The organism is Arthrobacter sp. efr-133-TYG-118 (assembly GCF_030209755.1).
In the GTDB taxonomy this organism is placed as follows: Bacteria; Actinomycetota; Actinomycetes; order Actinomycetales; family Micrococcaceae; genus Arthrobacter.
Genome location: NZ_JARVRH010000013.1, coordinates 84,064 through 102,665, shown reverse-complemented (window position 1 = coordinate 102,665; position 18,602 = coordinate 84,064). Strand labels below are relative to the sequence as shown.

General features: G+C 62.6%; 16 protein-coding genes. 5 read left to right on the top strand and 11 right to left on the bottom strand.

Annotated elements, in window-relative coordinates; genetic code table 11:
* Positions 1-38: 38 nt before the first annotated feature.
* Positions 39-2,066, top strand: a complete 2,028-nt coding sequence (locus tag QRN59_RS13050) for a S9 family peptidase (RefSeq protein ID WP_284982928.1) — start codon at positions 39-41, stop codon at positions 2,064-2,066.
* Here the strand turns inward: QRN59_RS13050 and QRN59_RS13045 are convergent.
* The 4 genes from QRN59_RS13045 to QRN59_RS13030 form a co-directional block, all read right to left on the bottom strand.
* Positions 2,056-2,733 carry a peptide deformylase gene (locus QRN59_RS13045; protein ID WP_284982927.1) on the bottom strand — a complete coding sequence of 226 codons (678 nt, stop codon included), beginning with the start codon at positions 2,731-2,733 and terminating at the stop codon, positions 2,056-2,058. The genes QRN59_RS13050 and QRN59_RS13045 overlap by 11 nt on opposite strands.
* A gap of 98 nt (positions 2,734-2,831) precedes the next feature.
* Positions 2,832-3,974, bottom strand: coding sequence for an FAD-dependent oxidoreductase (locus QRN59_RS13040; protein ID WP_284982926.1), 1,143 nt, complete (start codon positions 3,972-3,974; stop codon positions 2,832-2,834).
* The gene (locus tag QRN59_RS13035; RefSeq protein ID WP_284982925.1) at positions 3,967-4,695 is read right to left on the bottom strand and encodes a class I SAM-dependent methyltransferase; all 729 of its coding nucleotides are present in this window, start codon (positions 4,693-4,695) and stop codon (positions 3,967-3,969) included. The genes QRN59_RS13040 and QRN59_RS13035 overlap by 8 nt, the downstream gene beginning before the upstream one ends.
* Positions 4,696-4,708: 13 nt before the next feature.
* The gene (locus QRN59_RS13030) at positions 4,709-5,845 is read right to left on the bottom strand and encodes a type III polyketide synthase (RefSeq protein ID WP_284982924.1); all 1,137 of its coding nucleotides are present in this window, start codon (positions 5,843-5,845) and stop codon (positions 4,709-4,711) included.
* Positions 5,846-6,088: 243 nt separating this feature from the next.
* Here QRN59_RS13030 and QRN59_RS13025 point away from each other — a divergent pair, with 243 nt between their 5' ends.
* Both QRN59_RS13025 and QRN59_RS13020 read left to right on the top strand, forming a co-directional pair.
* Positions 6,089-6,820: a hypothetical protein gene (locus QRN59_RS13025; protein WP_284982923.1), complete on the top strand. Its 732-nt coding sequence runs from the start codon at positions 6,089-6,091 to the stop codon at positions 6,818-6,820.
* A 137-nt stretch (positions 6,821-6,957) separates the two neighbouring features.
* Entirely contained in the window at positions 6,958-7,680 is a 723-nt protein-coding gene (locus tag QRN59_RS13020; RefSeq protein WP_284982922.1) for a hypothetical protein, read from the top strand.
* A gap of 33 nt (positions 7,681-7,713) precedes the next feature.
* Here the strand turns inward: QRN59_RS13020 and QRN59_RS13015 are convergent, their stop codons facing one another.
* Together QRN59_RS13015 and QRN59_RS13010 are read right to left on the bottom strand one after the other, a co-directional pair.
* The gene (locus QRN59_RS13015; protein ID WP_284982921.1) at positions 7,714-8,373 is read right to left on the bottom strand and encodes a class F sortase; all 660 of its coding nucleotides are present in this window, start codon (positions 8,371-8,373) and stop codon (positions 7,714-7,716) included.
* A gap of 98 nt (positions 8,374-8,471) precedes the next feature.
* Positions 8,472-10,790, bottom strand: a complete 2,319-nt coding sequence (locus QRN59_RS13010) for a hypothetical protein (RefSeq protein ID WP_284982920.1) — start codon at positions 10,788-10,790, stop codon at positions 8,472-8,474.
* A gap of 886 nt (positions 10,791-11,676) precedes the next feature.
* On the opposite strand from QRN59_RS13010, the gene QRN59_RS13005 reads away from it, so the two are divergent.
* Positions 11,677-11,985 carry a hypothetical protein gene (locus tag QRN59_RS13005; protein WP_284982919.1) on the top strand — a complete coding sequence of 103 codons (309 nt, stop codon included), beginning with the start codon at positions 11,677-11,679 and terminating at the stop codon, positions 11,983-11,985.
* A gap of 912 nt (positions 11,986-12,897) precedes the next feature.
* Here the strand turns inward: QRN59_RS13005 and QRN59_RS13000 are convergent.
* Positions 12,898-13,644, bottom strand: coding sequence for a site-specific integrase (locus tag QRN59_RS13000; protein ID WP_284982918.1), 747 nt, complete (start codon positions 13,642-13,644; stop codon positions 12,898-12,900).
* 222 nt (positions 13,645-13,866) lie between these two features.
* On the opposite strand from QRN59_RS13000, the gene QRN59_RS12995 reads away from it, so the two are divergent.
* The gene (locus QRN59_RS12995; protein ID WP_241707169.1) at positions 13,867-14,961 is read left to right on the top strand and encodes an IS110 family RNA-guided transposase; all 1,095 of its coding nucleotides are present in this window, start codon (positions 13,867-13,869) and stop codon (positions 14,959-14,961) included.
* Positions 14,962-15,278: 317 nt separating this feature from the next.
* On the opposite strand, the gene QRN59_RS12990 is transcribed toward QRN59_RS12995, so the two are convergent.
* The 4 genes from QRN59_RS12990 to QRN59_RS12975 form a co-directional block, all read right to left on the bottom strand.
* A complete protein-coding gene (locus tag QRN59_RS12990) occupies positions 15,279-16,118 on the bottom strand; it encodes a hypothetical protein (protein WP_284982917.1) in 840 nt (279 codons plus the stop codon).
* Positions 16,111-16,464 carry a helix-turn-helix domain-containing protein gene (locus tag QRN59_RS12985; protein ID WP_284982916.1) on the bottom strand — a complete coding sequence of 118 codons (354 nt, stop codon included), beginning with the start codon at positions 16,462-16,464 and terminating at the stop codon, positions 16,111-16,113. Before QRN59_RS12985 ends, QRN59_RS12990 begins: the two co-directional genes overlap by 8 nt.
* Positions 16,457-17,581 carry a tyrosine-type recombinase/integrase gene (locus QRN59_RS12980; protein WP_284982915.1) on the bottom strand — a complete coding sequence of 375 codons (1,125 nt, stop codon included), beginning with the start codon at positions 17,579-17,581 and terminating at the stop codon, positions 16,457-16,459. The genes QRN59_RS12985 and QRN59_RS12980 overlap by 8 nt, the downstream gene beginning before the upstream one ends.
* Positions 17,582-17,856: 275 nt before the next feature.
* Positions 17,857-18,489: a dihydrofolate reductase family protein gene (locus QRN59_RS12975; protein WP_284982914.1), complete on the bottom strand. Its 633-nt coding sequence runs from the start codon at positions 18,487-18,489 to the stop codon at positions 17,857-17,859.
* Positions 18,490-18,602 lie beyond the last annotated feature (113 nt).

Genomic DNA, 18,602 nt, shown 5'->3' with positions numbered 1-18,602 from the left:
CATATCGTCATACCGTGACGGCCGCTAGGCTCACCAGCGTGAAAGCCGAACAACTCCCGCTCCTGAATTCCGTCTCCGCCCCGGCCGCCCATCCCGATGGCACCCGCGCCGTCGTGTCCGTGACGCGGCCCGATTTCGACGCCGATGCGTACGTCGGACAGCTCTGGAGTGTTCCTTTCGACCCCGCGATACCGCCCCGTCGGATCACCCGTGGCTTCCGGGACACCGCACCCGCATTCTCGCCAGACGGCAGCGTGTTGGCATTCCTCCGGGCGACCCCGGACGGCAAGCCGCAACTGCACGTGGTGGAGGCCGGCGGCGGGGAACCGCAAGCGATGACGGAACAGAAATTGGGAGTCTCAGAGTTTGCCTGGGCGCCCGATTCGCGCAGGATTGTGTTCTCCTCACGGGTTCCTGAAGAAGGCCGTTACGGAACAGTCGACGGGGTCGGGGCAGGCAGCGAAGACCCCCGATTGATCACCGACAACCAATACAGGCTCAATGGACTGGGCTACACCGCGGACAAGCCCGCCCAACTGTTCGTCGTCGACGTCCCCGAGCCTGGAGCGGAACCTCCCGTGGTTCCTGTGGGGAGGGCCGCCAAAGCCCGCGGGGCCGATGCGGCGGCCCTGGCGCCGCCGGCCGTGCAGTTGACGTTCGGCGAAGCCGACCACACCTCGCCGTCCTTCAGCCGCAACAGCGAGAGCGTCTACTTTGTCGCCGCTCTCCACGAAGGGCACGACGCCGATATCGCCTCGGGTATCCATAGTGTTCCTGCCGCGGGCGGCGAGGCCACGGCACTGCGTCCGGACGCTGCGCCGCAGTCCGTCCAGGAAGTCTGCGAATCCGCGAACGGTGAGTGGCTCTTCTTTACGGCACAGGACCTCGGCGAGGACGGCCTGGACTTCGTCGCGAGGAACACGGCGCTTTACGCAATGCCGGTCGGGGGCGGCAAGGCAACGATGCTGAGCGACGTTGAAAACCAGGACATTGGGGGCCGCCTCGAAACTTTTGGCATAGATGGGGTGCTCGCGCTCAACACGAGCCGTGGGAGCGTCCAGCTGATCCAATGGACGGCCGATGGCGAGAGCGAGGTCCTGGTAAAGGGGCCCCGGGTAGTGAGCGGCGCTTCCGCGGTGGGGGACCTGGTGTCTGTCACTTACGGTGACGCTTCCAGCAATGGCGAACTCGGCGTTCTGGAGAAGGGTGAACTCCGAGTGCTCACTGATTTCACCAAGACGCTCCGGGACGAAGCAACCATCCTGGAGCCGCACGAGTTCACTGCGACCGGCGCGGATGGCTACCCGGTCCACGGCTGGGCCGTATTGCCGGAGGGGCCCGGCCCCCATCCCGTGCTCCTCACGATCCACGGCGGCCCTTTCGCCCAGTACACGGGCGCCTTCTTCGACGAGGCCCAGGTGTACGCCGAGGCGGGATACGCCGTGCTGATGTGCAACCCGCGGGGTTCGGCCGGATACGGCCAGGCACACGGCGGTGCCATCAAGGAAAGGATGGGCACCGTGGACATGGCGGATGTACTCACCTTCCTGGAGGGGACCCTGGAAGCCTTCCCGGCAATGGACCGGGAATCGATCGGCATCATGGGCGGGTCCTACGGCGGATATCTGACTGCCTGGGTTATCGGCCATGAACACCGCTTCAAAGCAGCCATTGTGGAGCGCGGATTCCTAGACCCGGTCAGCTTTGCCGGTTCCTCGGATATCGGATGGTTCTTCGGCGGCCAATACACGGGCGGATCGCCCGAGCAGATGGCGGCCCAAAGTCCCATGGCCGTAGTGACCGCAGTCCGGACGCCTACCCTGGTGATCCACAGCGAAAACGATCTCCGATGCCCGGTTGAACAGGGCCAGCGCTACTTTGCCGCGCTCAAGGCGCAGGGTGTGGAGGCGGCGTTGCTCCTCTTCCCGGGTGAAGACCACGAACTATCGCGGTCGGGGACGCCACACCACAGGCGACAGCGTTTCGAGCAGATCCTCGCGTGGTGGGCAAGGCACCTGCCGTCAGCAGCAAACCCGTCGCGCGAGACCAGTTCAACTACGGGTTGAGGAAACCGAGCCCCCGGCGTGCCTCGTCGATTCCGGGGTACGCCCAATGGGCGGAGTACTCTCCATCGTTTGCCAGTGACCGCAGCTCGGCGCGGTCCAAATAGAGTCCGCCATGCAGGTGGTCGGTCTCGTGCTGGACTATCCGGGCCTGCCATCCGGAGAATCCGCCCGAGGCTGCGCTGCCGTCAGGACGCTGGTAGTGCAGGCGAACGTCGCGGTGCCGTGTGACCACGGCCTGGTATCCGCGCATCGACAGGCAACCTTCGTAGAACGACGCCGTTGAAGTCCCCTCGGGTTCGTAGCTGGGATTCAGTATGGCGAAGAAGCCCAGCGGCGTCCTTTGGCGGATCTCCGAGGCAACAGGATCAACATCGAAATGATCTTCGAGCACAGCCAGCTGCAAGGGGATGCCGAGCTGCGGTGCTGCCAGGCCCACGCCGGGAGCGGCATGCATGACATCCCGCATCCGTTCGATCAGCTGCGCCAATTCGGTGTCCTCGAGCTGGCCGTCGTAGAGCGCGGCGCGCTGGCGCAGCACGGGATGGCCGACCTGCACGATGGGCGGGAGGCCGTCGAGACCGAGTATGTCCTGAACTGCTCTGCGGATTTCGGAGGCAGTAAACGTCGTGTCCGGGCCGGCAGGCAGGGGGCGGGTCTCAAAGTCCATGGATTGAGCTTAGTGCGATGGCACCCCAACCGTCCGCCCAACTCTTGGTGACACAACGACGGCGACGCCAGCCAGCCGCCGTCGTTGCCCAGACGCTCCTAGTGCATAGTAAATCTCCGGGCAACAAGCTCCGAGAACATCGGCAAGGTAATGGCTCGGCCTATCAGCGCATTCCGTGCGCTGAGGACCTTCGGGGGCAGGGGTCGTCCCAGCGCCATGTTCAGACTGGCCTGCCAGATGGCTTTCTTCGCCGCACGCTGACGGTCCCGCTCGAAGCCCGCGAGTTCCTTGCTGGCAGGGCCTCCAGCGGATGTTCGCAATGCATCGCTGACGATCGGCGCCAAGGCAACGGCGTCCAACCAGCCCAAGTTCATCCCTTGACCACCGATCGGGCTGATCTCGTGCGCGGCGTCTCCAAGCAGGGCGACCCTTCCGTGGACCATCCGGGAGACCAGCCGCGAGGTGACGCCGAAGGTGCTGATCATCGTATTGCTTGCGGAGTCCACCGCGCTGCCGGTCCGCTTCTTGATGAGGGCGGCGAGCGCGTGGGGAGTGGGTTCCTGACACGGGGCGCCAAGCCGGACCACCCACCGGCGGATGCCGCCCGGTAAGGGAAAGGACTCCACGATTCCGCCCGGCTCAAGGAAAAGGACAGCGTTGTTGCCGTACATCGATTCATCCCGGAAATCGCCCATCACGTAGTAGTCGGGATAGGTGCGCAAGCGTGGCTCCAGTCCCAGTCCTTCGCGCACTGCCGAATGGACACCGTCGGCCGCCACCACGAACCGGCCCAGAAACTCCACTGGAGCCCCCTCTTGCAGTCCCCGCAGACGCAGGTGCCCGCCGTCGTCGACGACTTCCTCGACCTGCACCCCGCGGTGGAGGGCGCTGGGATCAAGGTCGGTCACCCTCGACTCAAGGGCATGGGTGGTGAGATATTGCGGGACGGAAAGGATGAAAGGGTACTCAGCCGAGGGGCGGGCGAAGTCCATGTCCGCTACTTTCCTGCCGCCGCTGTACGCGGCACCGTGGGTGATCCGGACCCCTGAAGAGACCAGGAGATGGGCGGCACCGACTGCGTCCAAAGCTGCCAGGGCAGGCGGATGGATCCCTATGGCGCGGGTCTGGCGGCCCGGCGTCGCGCGCCTTTCCAGTACTGCAACGCGGTGCCCGTTTTGCAGCAGCAGGGCCGCCATGAACAGCCCGACAGGCCCGGCTCCGACCACAACGACGTCAAACATCTGGGACCTCGCGGCGCCGGTAGACCAGCAGGTTGTGCCACAAGCCGCTCGGTTCAACCGTCCATGCCGGGGGAGTGGCGGCACGGAGTTCCGCTGCCGTGTAGCTCCGCTTGATCGATGTGAGGCCGTCACCGTGGATATACGATCGAATGCCGAGAGGCCAGGATCCGGCCCAGAAAAGTGCGTATGCGACGCGGCTGCGGGTGAGGTCGTTGTGCAGGGCGATCCGGTCGCAAAGCTGTTCGGAATCGCGAAGGAACGAGGCGAGTTCCGGGGTGGTTAAGTGGTGCAGGACATGGTTGGAAATAACGACGTCGAACTTGCGCCCTTCTGACACGAGCTCTGAGCTGAGGGCTTTTCTGTAGCTGACGCCTTCCACGGGAGGGGCAGAGTTCGCGAAATGGAAGGCGCGCTCGTCCGGGTCGATTCCGGTGACTTCCAGGCGGTAACCGTCTGCGGCGGCCCGGCGCGCGAGGCTGCGGGCGACGTCTCCACCACCGCAGCCGATGTCAAGGACCGTGGTGGGGGCCGCCGTCGTGAGCAATGGCTTGATCCGTGATTTGTAGGTATCCCGCCAGCCGGACACCACGGCGTTGACGATCGGAAACCGCGCGTAGCTCCTGTTGAGCCGGTCAAGCTCGCAATCGGGACGGTCCATGTCTTCCACCGCGGCTTCATCCCGCGCGTCGAGAAAGCCGCCTGGGCGGGGGAGGGCAGGCATCACAGACTCGGCATCACAAGGCCGGGGAGACCCGGGTGAACAGTCCTGTCTCCACCGTGAGGCCCGGCCCGAATGCCATGGAGCAGATGCGCTCCTCCCGCTCTGCCGGAGTTTGTCCCAAAATGTGTTTCAAGACGAAGAGTACGGTGGCGCTGCTCATGTTGCCGTAGTCGCGAAGGACTTCGCGTGCGGGAACCATCTGTTCTTCGGTGAGGTCAAGTTTCGACTCGACTTTGTCGAGGATGCTGCGGCCGCCGGGATGGATGGCCCAATGCGTAATGTCCCGGTAGGGGAGCCCCGCCAAGGAGGGCTCCCGGGCAAGCAGCGGCTCGAGCGCGCCGGTGATGTGTTCCTCGATGATGTGCGGCACGTACGTGCCGAGAACCATCTCGAAGCCTTCGTCGCCGATATTCCAGGCCATGGCTTCTTCGCCGACCGGCGTCAGGACCGTCTCGAAGTGATCCAGCCTGATCACCGGGTCCGGCCCCTCAGGTTCACGGGAAGTCACGACGGCGGCCGCCGCACCGTCCGCAAAGATCGCCGATCCCATGATGGTGTCCGGATCATTTGAGGTCCGGACGTGGAGTGAACAAAGCTCCACGCAGATAACGAGGACGACGGCATCGGGATCAGCCTGGCAGAACTGCCGGGCTGCGCGGAGGGCGGGGAACGCAGCGTAGCAACCCATGAAGCCAAGGTGATAGCGCTGCACGGCCGGGCTGAGTCCGAGGGCCCGGACTACTTTGTAGTCGGGGCCGGGATTGAAGAATCCGGTGCAGGAGACAGTGATGACATGAGTTATGTCAAGTAAATCAATGTCTGGACATTTCCCGACCGCGGCTTTGGCGGCCTCAATGAACAATTTGGTGGCTTCGACCGCGAAGATTTCGTTGCGGACCTTTGTGCTGGGGCTAAGCACACGGCCAGTGGCAGGGTCAAAGAACGACGGATTCTCGGAGTGATTATCAAGGGACAATTCGGCGACGGCAGTGAAGCGGGTATCGATGGCTGCTGAATCAAAGCAGGTTCGCACCAGCCGGGATCCAAGCCGTGTCAGGCCCGGTTGGGATGCAAAAACGTCGCGCGCCTGTGGTTGCACAAGCACTGTGGGCGGTACGGCAGTTTCCAGAGACCTCACGTAGACCGGCATGCTTCATTGTTGGCGACGAAGATGCTGTTGACAATGGCAGAGCGTGGAAATGTCGACGTTTTGAAGAGGCTCCGCTGTTTTCCGGGGAGCCGCGGACTCAACGGCATTCAGGGCCCAAAAGCTTCTGCGACACAAATTGAAGCGACGAACCACTAGTTCTAATAACAGCTCATTTGACCGTTTCACCGATCGGCTGGACGGCAAACAGGGTGGTCCTTAGTACTTTTGGGGAGGTACACAGGTATGCAGCGGGAGCTGGATGTCGGGGGTGCGCGTGTCAAGGTGAACCGTTTGCGCCTGCGTTTGGCTGAGCTTGACCGCCAAGTGGGTGTGGTTGACCGGTTGCTCGGCCAAGTCGTGAAGCTCGCCTTGGAGCTGTATGCGGCGAGGGCGTGGAAGGCCTTTGGCCTGAGTACGTGGGCTGAGTTGGTGGAGGCTGAGCGGCTGGTCCTCCCGAGCCTGAGAGGCAATGCCCGGGTGAGTGTCGCGATGGAGTTGGCGGCCGGAAATTTGTCGCTGCGTGCCATCGCCCCGGTCCTGGGCGTATCCCACGAGACGGTGAAAACCCTGCTCGCAAAGGGCGTTGCAGAGGGTGGAATGCTGCCGCCCGTGAGATTGTCATTGGACGGCAAAATACGCCGGAGTGCACCCGCCGTACCAATGAATGTGATCGCAGGCGAACTGGCTCACCCTGATTCCGACTCTGATTCCAACGGGGGAATTTTCGATGTGGAGGGGTTCCTCGCGGACGTCGGCGCCTTGGGCGTGGATCACGGTCCGTCCGACGCGGCCGTTCTGGCGGAACTCCAGCTTCGGGAGCTGATGGATTCCATCCGGAATCTGGGAGCCTCTGAGCTTGTCGTACGGCGACTGCCCGAGGCAGATCCTGCACGACGGCGCCGGCTGGCGGCCCAGTTCCACGCGGCCGCGGAACTGATGAGCGATGTTGCGAGGCAGTGGGGTGTCGCAGCGTGAGTCCAGAAACGTACGGGCAGTTTTCGACTTCAGCCGAACGCGACGCCTTTTTGCTGGACCTGGTAGCAAGATGGCGGAGAGAAGGCCAAAACGGTTCAGCGACCCGGGAGTTGTTCGGGTCATTTCTTCCGGCGCTATTGTCCCGGTTTCAGCACGAGTTCCCCTCGATCGACCCCGAAGATCCACTGTTCTACGCCACGGAAGTTCTTTGCGACAGCGGGATCCCCACGGATGTCCCGGCGTGCGCGTGGCTGCTTACGGTGGTCCGCAACGGGCTCCGAACCTCGACTATCACCCAACGCCACTGGCTCTCGGAGCGTGATGTGCGGGACGGCGTTTGGGCGGAGGTGAAGGAGAACCACGGCCTGGGGGAGGGGGCGCCGCTGGTATCGGTGTATGGCCATGAGTGCGAGTGGCCTCAGATCCCGCTGGCCATGTCGCCATTGCCCGCCGGTTCATCGCCTCTCTGGGAGGAACTGAAGGCGTTGTTGATCAGGGCTGGCTGGCATGGCGACGTCGCAGAGGAGGGCCTGAAGGTGATCGAGCATCGAGCAGCCCGGCACATGGAGGAGGCCGGATGCCGGTCAGAGCCGGGGGCCGCGATGTCCCGGCTGGAAACGAACAGGGCGCTGAGCTGCGTGCCCAAGGGACACAAAAGGGCACTTGTGGACTTCGTGTGCAGCGAACGCGGATACCTTTGGGGCCGCCTCCACGGAATTTCGCCTGCCAACGCTCTTGCCCTTCCCGGGGTCCAGGACGCGTTGGCATCGCTGGTCTGGAGCAAGGCGAGGCCCAAGAAGACCCGAACCAGAACCTACTCGTCACTCATAGCGCATTCCCGGGAGGACATCCCTGCATGACGCAGCCAACTCGCGCTGGACCTATGAGGTGAGTCACGGCCAGGGGATTGCGGTGGCGATCGTGTTGTTGGCGAACTGGGCATGCCCGGCAATCCGCACGAAGGGGCTGGCAAGATCACAGGTGACGACCCGCAGTAACGGTGGTCCCTCAGTGGCAAAGGAACCTGGGGGCAGGGACGTCTTGGCCAGCGATTCCAGGCTGGTGATCTTGTACCGGCAGGTAACGCCGGACTTGTCGGATACATAGAGGGGCATGCCCTTGGCCACCTGGACGAGGGAAACCATAGGCGCCAGCGACCCATCCGGGAAGTTCACGTGCCCGGCGAGCAGGGTCGATCCCTTTGCGGCGCAGACAGCCGCGGACCCTGTGTAGCGGGCGGCTTTGGAGGATTCCGGGATCACCAGGTAGCCGGAATCGTCACGGCCTTCGTCCACGAGACTTACTTTGAGGTCCACGCCGGGGATGGAGAGCGTGTCAGGCGGAAGGTTGGGTACCTCGGTTGGCCCTGTGTAGGTGTCCGGTCCTGCGGCAGTAAACGGAGCCAGGACAGGTGCCAGCTGAGCCGTTGGCGGAGCGGGCGGTGATGTGAAGGCCAAGACGCCCGCGGTTGCTCCGGCCACGGTACAAATGACCACAACAGTCAGCGCAACGCGGTTCCACCGGGCGTCGGGATAGTTGCGGGTTTCAATCATTGGACTTTCCTTGGTGTAGGGCGGGGCACCCTACCGATCTGCCGGGACGGCGAGATCCGGGTGCCCCGCATCTATTTAGTGGTGCCCGGTAGGGGCTTCTAGTCGGCGTGTTCGTCCGCGTGGACTTTGGCCGCGTCTAGTCTTCGGTTGGCGAAGCGTTTGCGGTAGAACAGCCCTGCCCCGGCGAGGAGAGCCGATGCGAAGGTGATGGCGCCTGTGATGAGCAGGGGCATGCTCGGCCCGGCTTCTTCTACTGTGCCGGTTGCGGGCGCGAATCCGGTGTTGACCATCAGGGCCGGCTTGCCCGGGGTAACGGTGACTGCTTCGGGGAAGGCGATGACGCTTTCGTTCTTTTCGCCGCAGTTGCCCTTGTGCAACTGCGCGGTAAATGGTTCCTTGCCCCGGCCCTTGTCGAGGGTCAGCTTAAGTTCCTCGACGTACCCGTAGGTGCCTTTGTGGGCGATGGTGTGGCTCGGGTAGGTGATTTCACCTGCTGTGGTGATGTCCTGTTCCGTGGAGGTCCAAGACGGGCTGGCGCAGACGGCCTGGGCGGAACCGTCGGTTGAGTCGTCAAACTTGTACTGGCTCACTTTCGTGGTGACCTTGATGCCGGTTCCGGAAGGGATGGTGCCGGAGACAATTCCGATGTCGTGAGCGACGAGAGGCACGACGCCGCTCTCGGAGGCCTTGGTGACTATCGAAGGCTTCTCGAATGGAACGGTTTCGTTGGGCAGCAGTTCTTTGCCGTCCCACGGCTTGGTGGACTCAGTGCCGTCGATCTTTTCGGAGAAGTACAGGTTGGCTTTCAGTCCTTTCGCCCACTTCTCGGCGACGATCTTCTCCCACGGGACCTCGGCGGACGGGGTCTTGAACTCGCCGTTGCCGGTGACCTTCGTGGTGACGGTACTGATGACCTCGGCATCAGCCGGCGCGGTGTCGGTGCCGCCGGCAATCGGGGCTGCGGAGGTTAGAACCAGATCCGTTGTCACGGAGAGTTCCTTGCCAGGCTCGTTGCCGGTGACGGTGATGACGTCGTAGACCTTGCCGTTTTCAATGACCGATGCCTTGGTCACCACCTCGGGTTCGTACTTCTGGATCGTCTCCTCATTCGGATCGTTGAACCCTGCCGTCCAGTCGGCACGGAAGTATTGCTGCAGCTCGGCGGGCTGGGCCGCCTTGGAGAAGCGGGCCACGGGGTAATAGTAGCCAGCCTTGTCCGCCGTCTTGTCCGCGGTCACCGTGACGTCGCTCGGTCCCGTTGCGGTGCCCGTTCCGGAAGCAACCTTCACGACAGCTGCCGGAATCTTGGCCGTCGGGGCGAGTTTGACCGGACTGTAATACCAGTCGATGTTGAAGCGGGCCGGAACGTTGCCGCCGTTCACGAACGCCCAGTCATTGGCCTTTCCCGTGGACGCCACGTGCAGGACGTCCACCAGGGGCTTGCCGCCCTCCACAAACCGGCCGGCTGTCGACGTTGCTTCAGGTTGAAAATCGAAGATCACCCTGGCGTCGGCTGACGATCCCGTGACGGGTTGAGCGCCGCTGGCAACGAGAAGGTTCTGGAACCCGGGCACCGAATAGGTTGTGGCCGACACCCCGGGGGCGTCGATCGTCAGCGTTACGGACACTGTTCCGTTTCCGGTAGCCGCGAAGCCGAGCTGATCTCCGGTATGGAGGTTGACTGCCTGGGAGTTCGTTCCTGCCCACACGGCGGGGCCGTTCAGGATGGCGCGGGCCGAGAAGCCGCTCAGCTTGTTCCCGGCTGCGGAAACCAGCTCCGTCGAGGTGATTGTGCCGCCGCGACCGTTCGCGTCCATCGAGAGTTTAGGTTGCGTGGAATACGGACCGGAGTTGGCTTGGGCGTCGGCGAGCATCGCCGCGGCCTGGGCGCGGACACCGGGTATTTGCGGATCAGATGAATCCCGAAGGTTAGGGTAGGGAGCCCCAATGCCGTTCCACGGCACGTTGAACCTCGGATCCGCGAGCTCGTGCGTCAGGTACGCCAAAGCGGCATGGTTAGCAGGGTCACCCTGGTACTTCTGGATCGCGTAGTTAAGCTGTGGGTTGCCCAGGGAACCCACCGCGCCGGATCCGGCCGGGCCCGCTGGAATCCCGACATCGAAGCAGAATGCCGTGGGACCCCCGGCGGCACCGTTCAGGTTGAGCGATCCCAGCCACATCGACCAATCTCCAAACGCCCGAGGCGGCGGAGCCTGGACTGTGATGCCCGATTGGTGCATGCCGGGCAGGTCAGTTGCGGCCTGCGCTGCAGGCGCGGCCAAGATGCCACCGGTTCCGACGGCGGACAGGGCCAAAGCACCGGCCACTGCCAGGACACCGGTCTTGGCGAACGCCCGCCAGCCCGTTGTCACTCCCGGCGGGTTGCCGAGGTCCCGTTTGAATCCTCTTTGACTCACTTATGTTCCCCTCTCTTCAAGCGCGTCCATACGCGCGACGACCACGTTTGGGGTGGTCCTGTTTGTAGAGAGCCGGACAAATCGCAATCCGAGAGAAGGGCTGGGTTTTCAACGGTCCGGTTTTGAAAGGAGGCATTTTCAGAGCCTTCAACTGTCAAAAACTTGACAGTTGAAACGGGCCGACGGAGGCCAACGCGGATTCGCTGACAAACTTTGCCTGGGATTCTTTCTGTACCAGGCCCTGTCCGGACGGTCCTTAAAGGGATCGCTTCAAAGACGGACCAGGAGGGACTTCATCTGCATCGAGTGCACTTTGAAACCCGAGACTGGGAAGAATCCCAGCGCCGCGGTCGATTCTTGCGCTTGTGGTCCCAGCGGTGGCCTGCGCTGCGGCGCCGTTCTGGCCGCAGCGCCAGGTCGTTATCCGGGCAGGGTTGCGGAGTTGTCAGCTTCTTGCTTGAGCAACTTCGATCTCGGTGAGTGTTCCGCCATTGTTTTCGGCTTCGCGCCACAGGAAGTAGCCGACGAGTTGGATCGGGAAGGAAGGGGTGCGATGCCGCGTGCTCCCCTGAAAACGGTCAACAGGCCCGCGGCCCCGGAACCCAGCCGCAGTCCGAACTCAATTCGTCCAGCAGACCACTTCGCGCGAGTATTTTCGGGGGAGTGGCACCGGCCGAAGGGCGGAAAGGGTTGTCCAGCGGCGCTCCTGTGAGTCGTTGTGTATCCTGTGAGTTTGGCCTGAAATCGGCCCGCCCCGGCGGTGTGCCTTTGGGAAACGTCCGAGTCTTCGGTGAACGGGAGTTATCGCACCCAGTGCAACTCCCGTGCATTGACTGGCAGCGAGGCGTGTTGAAGTGGGACGAGTAGTAGATGTCATGATTCAGGCGTGGGTTCTATCGTCGAAACAGCCATTGAGACACTTTACGAGGCGCGTATTCCGTTGGGTCCTGGTTTAACTAATGCCGAGATCGCCGACGTTGAGCAGCAATTTGGTATCAGGTTCAGTGCTGACCATGCGGGGCTGCTGAGTCTGGGTACTCCGATGGGCCCTGGATGGGTTGATTGGTTGGGCAAGCCTGACGGGATTCATCTTGCTGCCTACTTCGCGGCCGAGTTTTTCCGGGAGCCCGACATGACGTTACCGACGTATCGTGTCGACTTTTGGTCTGATTTAGCGGAGGGCCGATGGGTTTAGCGCCAGACCCTGGTCGGAGCTGCGACGGTCGGCCAGGAACTCATCCACGTGATGCGCCGACCAGGTCCACGGATATTCGTTCGCTGAAAGCGCTGAACCGTCCCGCGTGAGCTCTGATGTACGACGTCGAGAGGCCCACGGGTCAGCATTTGGCTCGTCTGTTTGAACTCGTTCTACTTAACTGGCATGCACGGTTATTCATGGGCCGGGAGTAGTCCAATCGGAGGGCGATAGTTCCGGTGGCGCGTGTCTGCCGAGCGTCAGTCCTTCGGAAGGTGCCGGCCGCCTTATCGTTACATCGTGAGATTCATAAGAACGCGTCGGGACCACGTTGCCCGTCGGGCGCCCCGTGCAGACACCTTCAGATCCCGGGACTTAGTCGAGGTTCTTCGGACGGGTTTAGGACCTTGGCTGAAGGAAGAGGGGTTCAAGCGACTGGGCAGCAATGCCTGGACTCGGCCGTGGGGCGATGATCACCTCATCATTGCCGCCCAGTGTGGCCAAAGCGGTTGGGATCCCCGTGCAGGCAACCGATTCATAGTCGAGCTCGAGCGATCAAAGACCCCCGAACGCGCAACCGGCTTCAAGCGTGCTCGGGTTTGGCAGCTCCTCGATGAAGTTGGCCGGCGAGAGGCGCTCAACATCATCAGCCAAGTCGCCGTCGCGTTGCCGGCTCCCGACGAGCAGTTCCTATTCCAACTTCCACCCGAGGTACGAGAGCACTACCTTCGATCGTTTGCGCCAACTTCCGCAACAATCGACTCAAGCGATGTTTGGTTCGCATACTACGACGAACACGACGCGGCGGTCTGGACTGAATTTCTCGGCCGCTCCTTGGGACCGGCCCTCCAGAAGTTTCGTGAGCTTTCGCCCTCGTAGACGCTCCGCCGGCCGGTCGCCTTCTCCCGACTCCTACGACTGCGGCACGCTAACTCGCCTGGCATGCACCCTTGTGGTGATGTATTGGGCGTAGGCAGCAGCAGAGCCAGTAGCGTGGCGTTCAATGGTCGTGGGGGAGTAGCCAAGGGTTTCGGCGATGATGGCGACGGGTGCGAGTTTGGTGAGTTCGTGAAGTGTTCCCAGACGTGCAGCGCGGGTGCTGAAGAGTTTGCTGAGGCGGGTCGTGAGGTGCCCAGGATGAATGTGGCGTCCAGGCGACGCTCCGCGGAACACCCATTTGGTGTTGGGGTGCGCGGCGGTCAGCTCGTGGCCCGGGTTTGCAGCGAGCTCCCGCCAAGGTTGCGCTAAAGGGTCTGGCAACGCGATCTGGATGCTGCCGAGCTGGACGGTGACTAAGTCGTCGGTGACGGTGACGTCGTCCCAGGTTAGCCGCGCGATGTTTTCGGCTTGTTGTCCGAAGACGAGGATGAGGATCGCGGCGGCGCGGTCTCGTGGCTCGAGTCCGTCGGTGTTAACCACGCGGTGGAGCGCTTCGTCCTGTCCTGATTTGGCGAGCTTGGGGCTGGTGCCGCGGCGGTGCGGGACGATGGCCAGCCCTGCCGGAGCGGCTTTGGTCTTGATGGCCCATTTCAGGAAGCCCTCGGCGATGCGGCGGGTTGTGGGTCCTCCGGCCTGCCATACGTCTAGACGATATGTAGCAAGAGGTGGCCGGCTTAGGCGAAACCCCCGTGGAGCCTCTGGACCCTTCTGAAGGCCCATTGTCGCCGGACCGTTTCCGGAGCGTCCAGCTTTTTGGTCCCCTGTCCCCGATGACGGGTTGTTGGACGCTCCGGATCTTGTTCCGGCGCTGATGGCCCTCTATTAGAAGGGTCCGGGAAATGTGGTCCGGGGGCTGGAACCTCCTTTTCAAAGCAAGACGTGGGTTGCCTGCCACACTTGGCGAACAGGTAGAGCCACATTTGAAATTTGGAGGTTCCAGCTATGTTCGAGCGTACAAGCGTCGGCTTGGATGTCCATGCCCGCACCGTTGTCTCATGCGCGTTAGACGCGCAGACCGGCGAAGTCCTTCTGCACCGGATGACTCCGGATCATGGTGAAATTCTCGCCTGGATTCTCTCCCTGCCATCACCGGTCAGAGTCGTTTACGAGGCAGGACCGACCGGCTTCGGCCTGGCCCGGTTCCTGCTGGCCTCCGGAATCGAGACAGTGGTCGCGGCACCATCGAAGCTCCAGCGCCCGTCCGGGGACCGGGTAAAAACCGACGCGAAGGATGCACTGCATCTGGCCCGGCTGCTGAAGCTGGGCGAGGTCACCGGGGTAAGAATTCCATCAGCGGACCAAGAAGCAGCACGGGATCTGGTCCGCTCCCGCGAAGACGTTCGCGGCGATCTGATGCGTTCCCGGCACCGGATTTCCAAACTGCTGTTGCGCCAAGGCATCGTCTATTCCGGCGGGCAAGCCTGGACTGGCACCCATGAACTCTGGCTGGCCCGCCAGCGCTTCGACGCACCGGCCCGGCAGCTGACCTACGAGTCCTCCCTTGAGGCGATGCATGAGATCTCAGACCGCCGTGACCGCCTCGACCAAGCGATCACAGCGATGGCATATGGAAGCGAATACACTCCGGTTGTCCGCGCCCTCCAATGCCTGCGCGGCATCTCCACGCTGACCGCATTTGGACTGGCCGTGGAGATCGGCGACTGGGACCGGTTCACCGGCTCCACAATCGGCGCTTACCTTGGCCTGGTCCCGACGGAGCATTCTTCCGGACAATCCCGATCGCAGGGTTCCATCACGAAAACAGGCAACAGCCACGCCCGCCGGCTGCTCGTTGAAGCGGCCTGGCACCACCGCAGGCCATATAACAACCCCTCCCGGCTCATGCGTTCACGCTGGGAAGAAGCCACCTCCGAAGCACGAACCCGGGGGCATGCCGGGAACCGGCGCTTGCACGAACGCTGGCTCAGCTACCTCGAACGCCGCAAACGCCCGGTCATCGCCAACGTCGCCATCGCCCGCGAACTCTCCGGCTGGTGCTGGTCCCTGGCCACCGGCACACATCCGGCCAGCCCCTGATTTCGACAAGCACTTGCCAGCCTCATCCAAGGCAGCAAACACCAAATACCCCCCGGGAACGACCAGTTGGACAGTGGTTCCTTGCAGCGCGTGGAGTAAACCCGCGATACACCTATGGGCAACCCGAAACGAGGCCACGCCCGTCATTGCTAGACCAGCGGTAACCTCCAGCCGAACACATCGTCCTGCGGTACCCAACCCGCGCATATCAGTCTGACCGCGCAGTCGCCAACGACACGCTGACCACACCCAACGGCTCCTCCCGGAGGCACAAAAAAGGAAGCGGTCCCAGGCAACCCAGCCCGCGGACCGCTTCCTCACGCTCTTGACAAATGAGAACTACATATCAGATGTGCCTGCGTTAGGTCCGGAAGGCTGATTCCGTGGTCCGTGAGCCAGTTGAGGAGGTCAATTGCGACGGTCACTTGCTGCTTGGCGCGGAGGAAGGTGCCGCGGGTGACCTCGTCCATGTGGTTCATCCGGCGTTGATGGTGCCAGCGAACGTAGCGGCGGATGAGCTCACGGTTTTGGGGTTCGGTTGTCCGTTCGATGGCTTCGGCGGCCCAGTTCTCGTAGCGCGTTCGAAGTTCGTCGCGTCGGGGGAGCACACCGTGTTCCGTGAGCAGGCCACGGACGTATTCGCGGGTGCGTGAGTCGGGTAGTTCGTCGAAGGTTTCGTGGCTGAATTTGGGTGCGACTGCCAGGTTCCGAAGGAATGCAGTGACGTGCCTTTGGCGGATCCAGGTCATGCCGCTGTTTGCCCGCTTCATTGACTTCAGTGCGGCTGCCAGCGGGACGAGCTCGTTGGCGATGGATCCCGTGATCGGATCGGTGAGCAGGTCGTCGACGACGCTGCCGAGGACGCAGGTCCAGCAGCGGCCGCCGCTGTGGAGTTCGTCTTCGGCTCCGCAGCTCTCGCAGTCGATGTTGAGTCGGATGCCTGAGCATTGGCGGCAGGCAGGTTGGTCATCGATAATTCCGGGCAGGACGCCTTCGTGGCCGCAGGCGCAGGTGCCACGGGTGCGTTTTGCTTGCTGGTAGCAGTAGCCGCAGACTCCGCCGTCGGGCCAACGCGCGACTGTCTGGTGGTGCTGGCCGCAGCGGGCGCAGGGGACCGGCCAGCGGGTCGGGTCCTCTGCTTTGCGTGGCCTACTCACCGTCCTCGGGCGGGACGAGGCGAATGCGCTTAGCGATCGGGTTTCCTGGTTGGATGCCGAGGTCTTCGCTGCGTTTCGGGGCGTTCGCTGTCGCTGCGGCGCGCATTTCCACGAAAGGTTCGAAAAGGTCGTTTGGTGTGCAGTCGAGGATGTCGCAGAGCGCGGCGAATGTCCTTGCCGGAATGCGCTCCGGCGTGGAGGTGACCAGCCTGTAGACCTGGCTTTCGGAGAGGTTGATGCCGCGGGATTTCAGGAGCGGCATCAGTTCAGTGGTCTTCCAGAGGTTCTGCTTTGCCATCAGGGCTCGCAGGTTCCAGCGGTAGCCGATCCGGCGCTGTTCAGGCATCTGTGTCCTCCAAGTTCGCGATGCGGCGTGCAATCATCTGCTGCACGGTTTTCTGCTTGAAGTCCGACGATACCGAGGTGTAGAGCCCGGTGGTCGAGGCGTAGGAGTGGCCAACCTGCGTCTGCACGAAGGCCGCGTCATAACCGGCTTCGATCAGGTGGGTCACGTAAGAATGCCTGAGGCAATGCAGGCCCAGCTCCTGGGGCAGACCGACGGCATCCCGTGCCGCTGCGAACGCATCACCGAACGAGCCCAGGGACATTCGGGCGCCACGCTCGCTTGGCCAAAGAGCCGAGGACCGTTCAGCAGTCGGGAACTGTTGCCGCATGCCGCCGGCTGTCCAGGTCTTGAGTTGGTCCACGACCCAGTCGAACTCCGGAACGGTCAACACGGTGCGACGTCTGGGTCCTGAGCCTGCCGTGCCTTTGGCGAATCGAACCTGGAGTGCTCCGAACCGTCCGTAGTCGCTGACGTGCGGGTTCGGGCCGAAGTCCTCCAGATCCAGCATGGTCATTTCGCGTCGGCGAAGCCCGTAGGCATAACAGACCTTGGACGCCACCGAGTCCCGGAACAGAGGCAGCCAGCGCTTGCTGCCGGCGGCATATTCCTTGTCGACCAGGTCATCGAGGTAGTCGAAAAGCCGCTGCAGTTCCGCCTTGGTGAACGAGCGCTTCTTCGCCGGGACGGCATCATCGGTCGTGTGCCGTGGCATGTTCCACTCGAAGCAGATCTGGCTCGGAATATCGCCAAAAGTCCGTTCACAGAACTCGCCCCACCCATAGCCAGGATGCGTCAGATAAGAGCAGAACATCGCCACGGCATTGCTGTACGAACGCAACGTCTTCAGACTGATCGGCTTCTCGCCAGAACGCAGATCGGCCAGGAAATCATCGATGTCGGCCGGGCGCCACTGCCACGGAAATTCACCCGTAAACCGCTGAAAACGCTCCAGCAGCTGGCAGCGCTGCTTGATGGTCTGCGTCGTGAGCCCGCGTGCCAGCATCTGCGCCCGCCAGCCATCCAGCATGGCAGTGAAAACCCGTTCATCAGCCCTGAACAGCCCAATATCCGGATCCACCAGCATCCGCGGGACGAAACCCGGAACGGCACCATTCACAACGACCCCTAAACCATGGAAACATGCATTAGATGCAGGAAATCTACAGCCGCAAGGGATCCGGGCGCAAGTTCACACCCAAGACGCGAGCATGTTCATGACCGGCGAATCCGGTTTGACCTGCGGAAACGTCGGAATCGTTGATGGACGGGAGTTCTCGCAGCTACTTCTACTCCCGTGGTTTTAACGCCGATAATCTACATTATGTAAAGTAAAGTCGTGATTCTTGCATCTAATGAATGATCACGACGACGTGTCCCCTAACAGCAACTGCCTCAGAACACATCCTCCGGGTCAACCGTGGACGTTGCGTACTCCGGACGCCCAGCCGGCCGATAAGTCTGGATGGTGATGCCCCGGGACGTCGTCCGTGAGTCGACCAGCTCGAGCGCTAGGTCGGGACCGGATTCGGGGAACAACCGCGTGCCCTGGCCGACGACCACGGGATAGGTGAGCAGATCGAGCTGGTCGACCAGGTTGTTGGCGAGCAGCCATCGGACGAGGACACCGCTGCCCGGGACCAGCAAGTCGCCGTCGTGATGTGCCTTCAGCTCGCCGATGGCCGTGGCGAGGTCGCCGGGCAGGACGGTCGTGCCCGCCCATTGCGGGTCGGCGAGGCTGGTCGACGCCACGTACTTGGGCCGGCTGTTCAACGCGGCCGCGATCGGGTTCCTGCCCGGATCGATCATCGCTCCCCAATAGGGGGCGAAAATCTCGTAGGTCCGCCGGCCGAAGAGGAACGCGGACGCACCGCCATAGGCGTCGCTGAGATAGTCTCCGGTTTCGGTGTCCAGAAGTGGTATCGCCCATCCCCCGCGCTCAAAGCCGCCTCTGCGATCTTCGTCCGCTCCGCCCAACCCCTGCATCACGCCGTCCACTGAGACGTTGGTCGTGGTTATCAACCTCATGTCGTTTCACCCCGTCGAACAACGGGCGCGGACCCCTTCTGGATCCACGCTACTTGCCCTCATTCTCCCAAGCCTTGACGCTCTCGGCCGGGTACCGCCGCCGAACGCTAAAC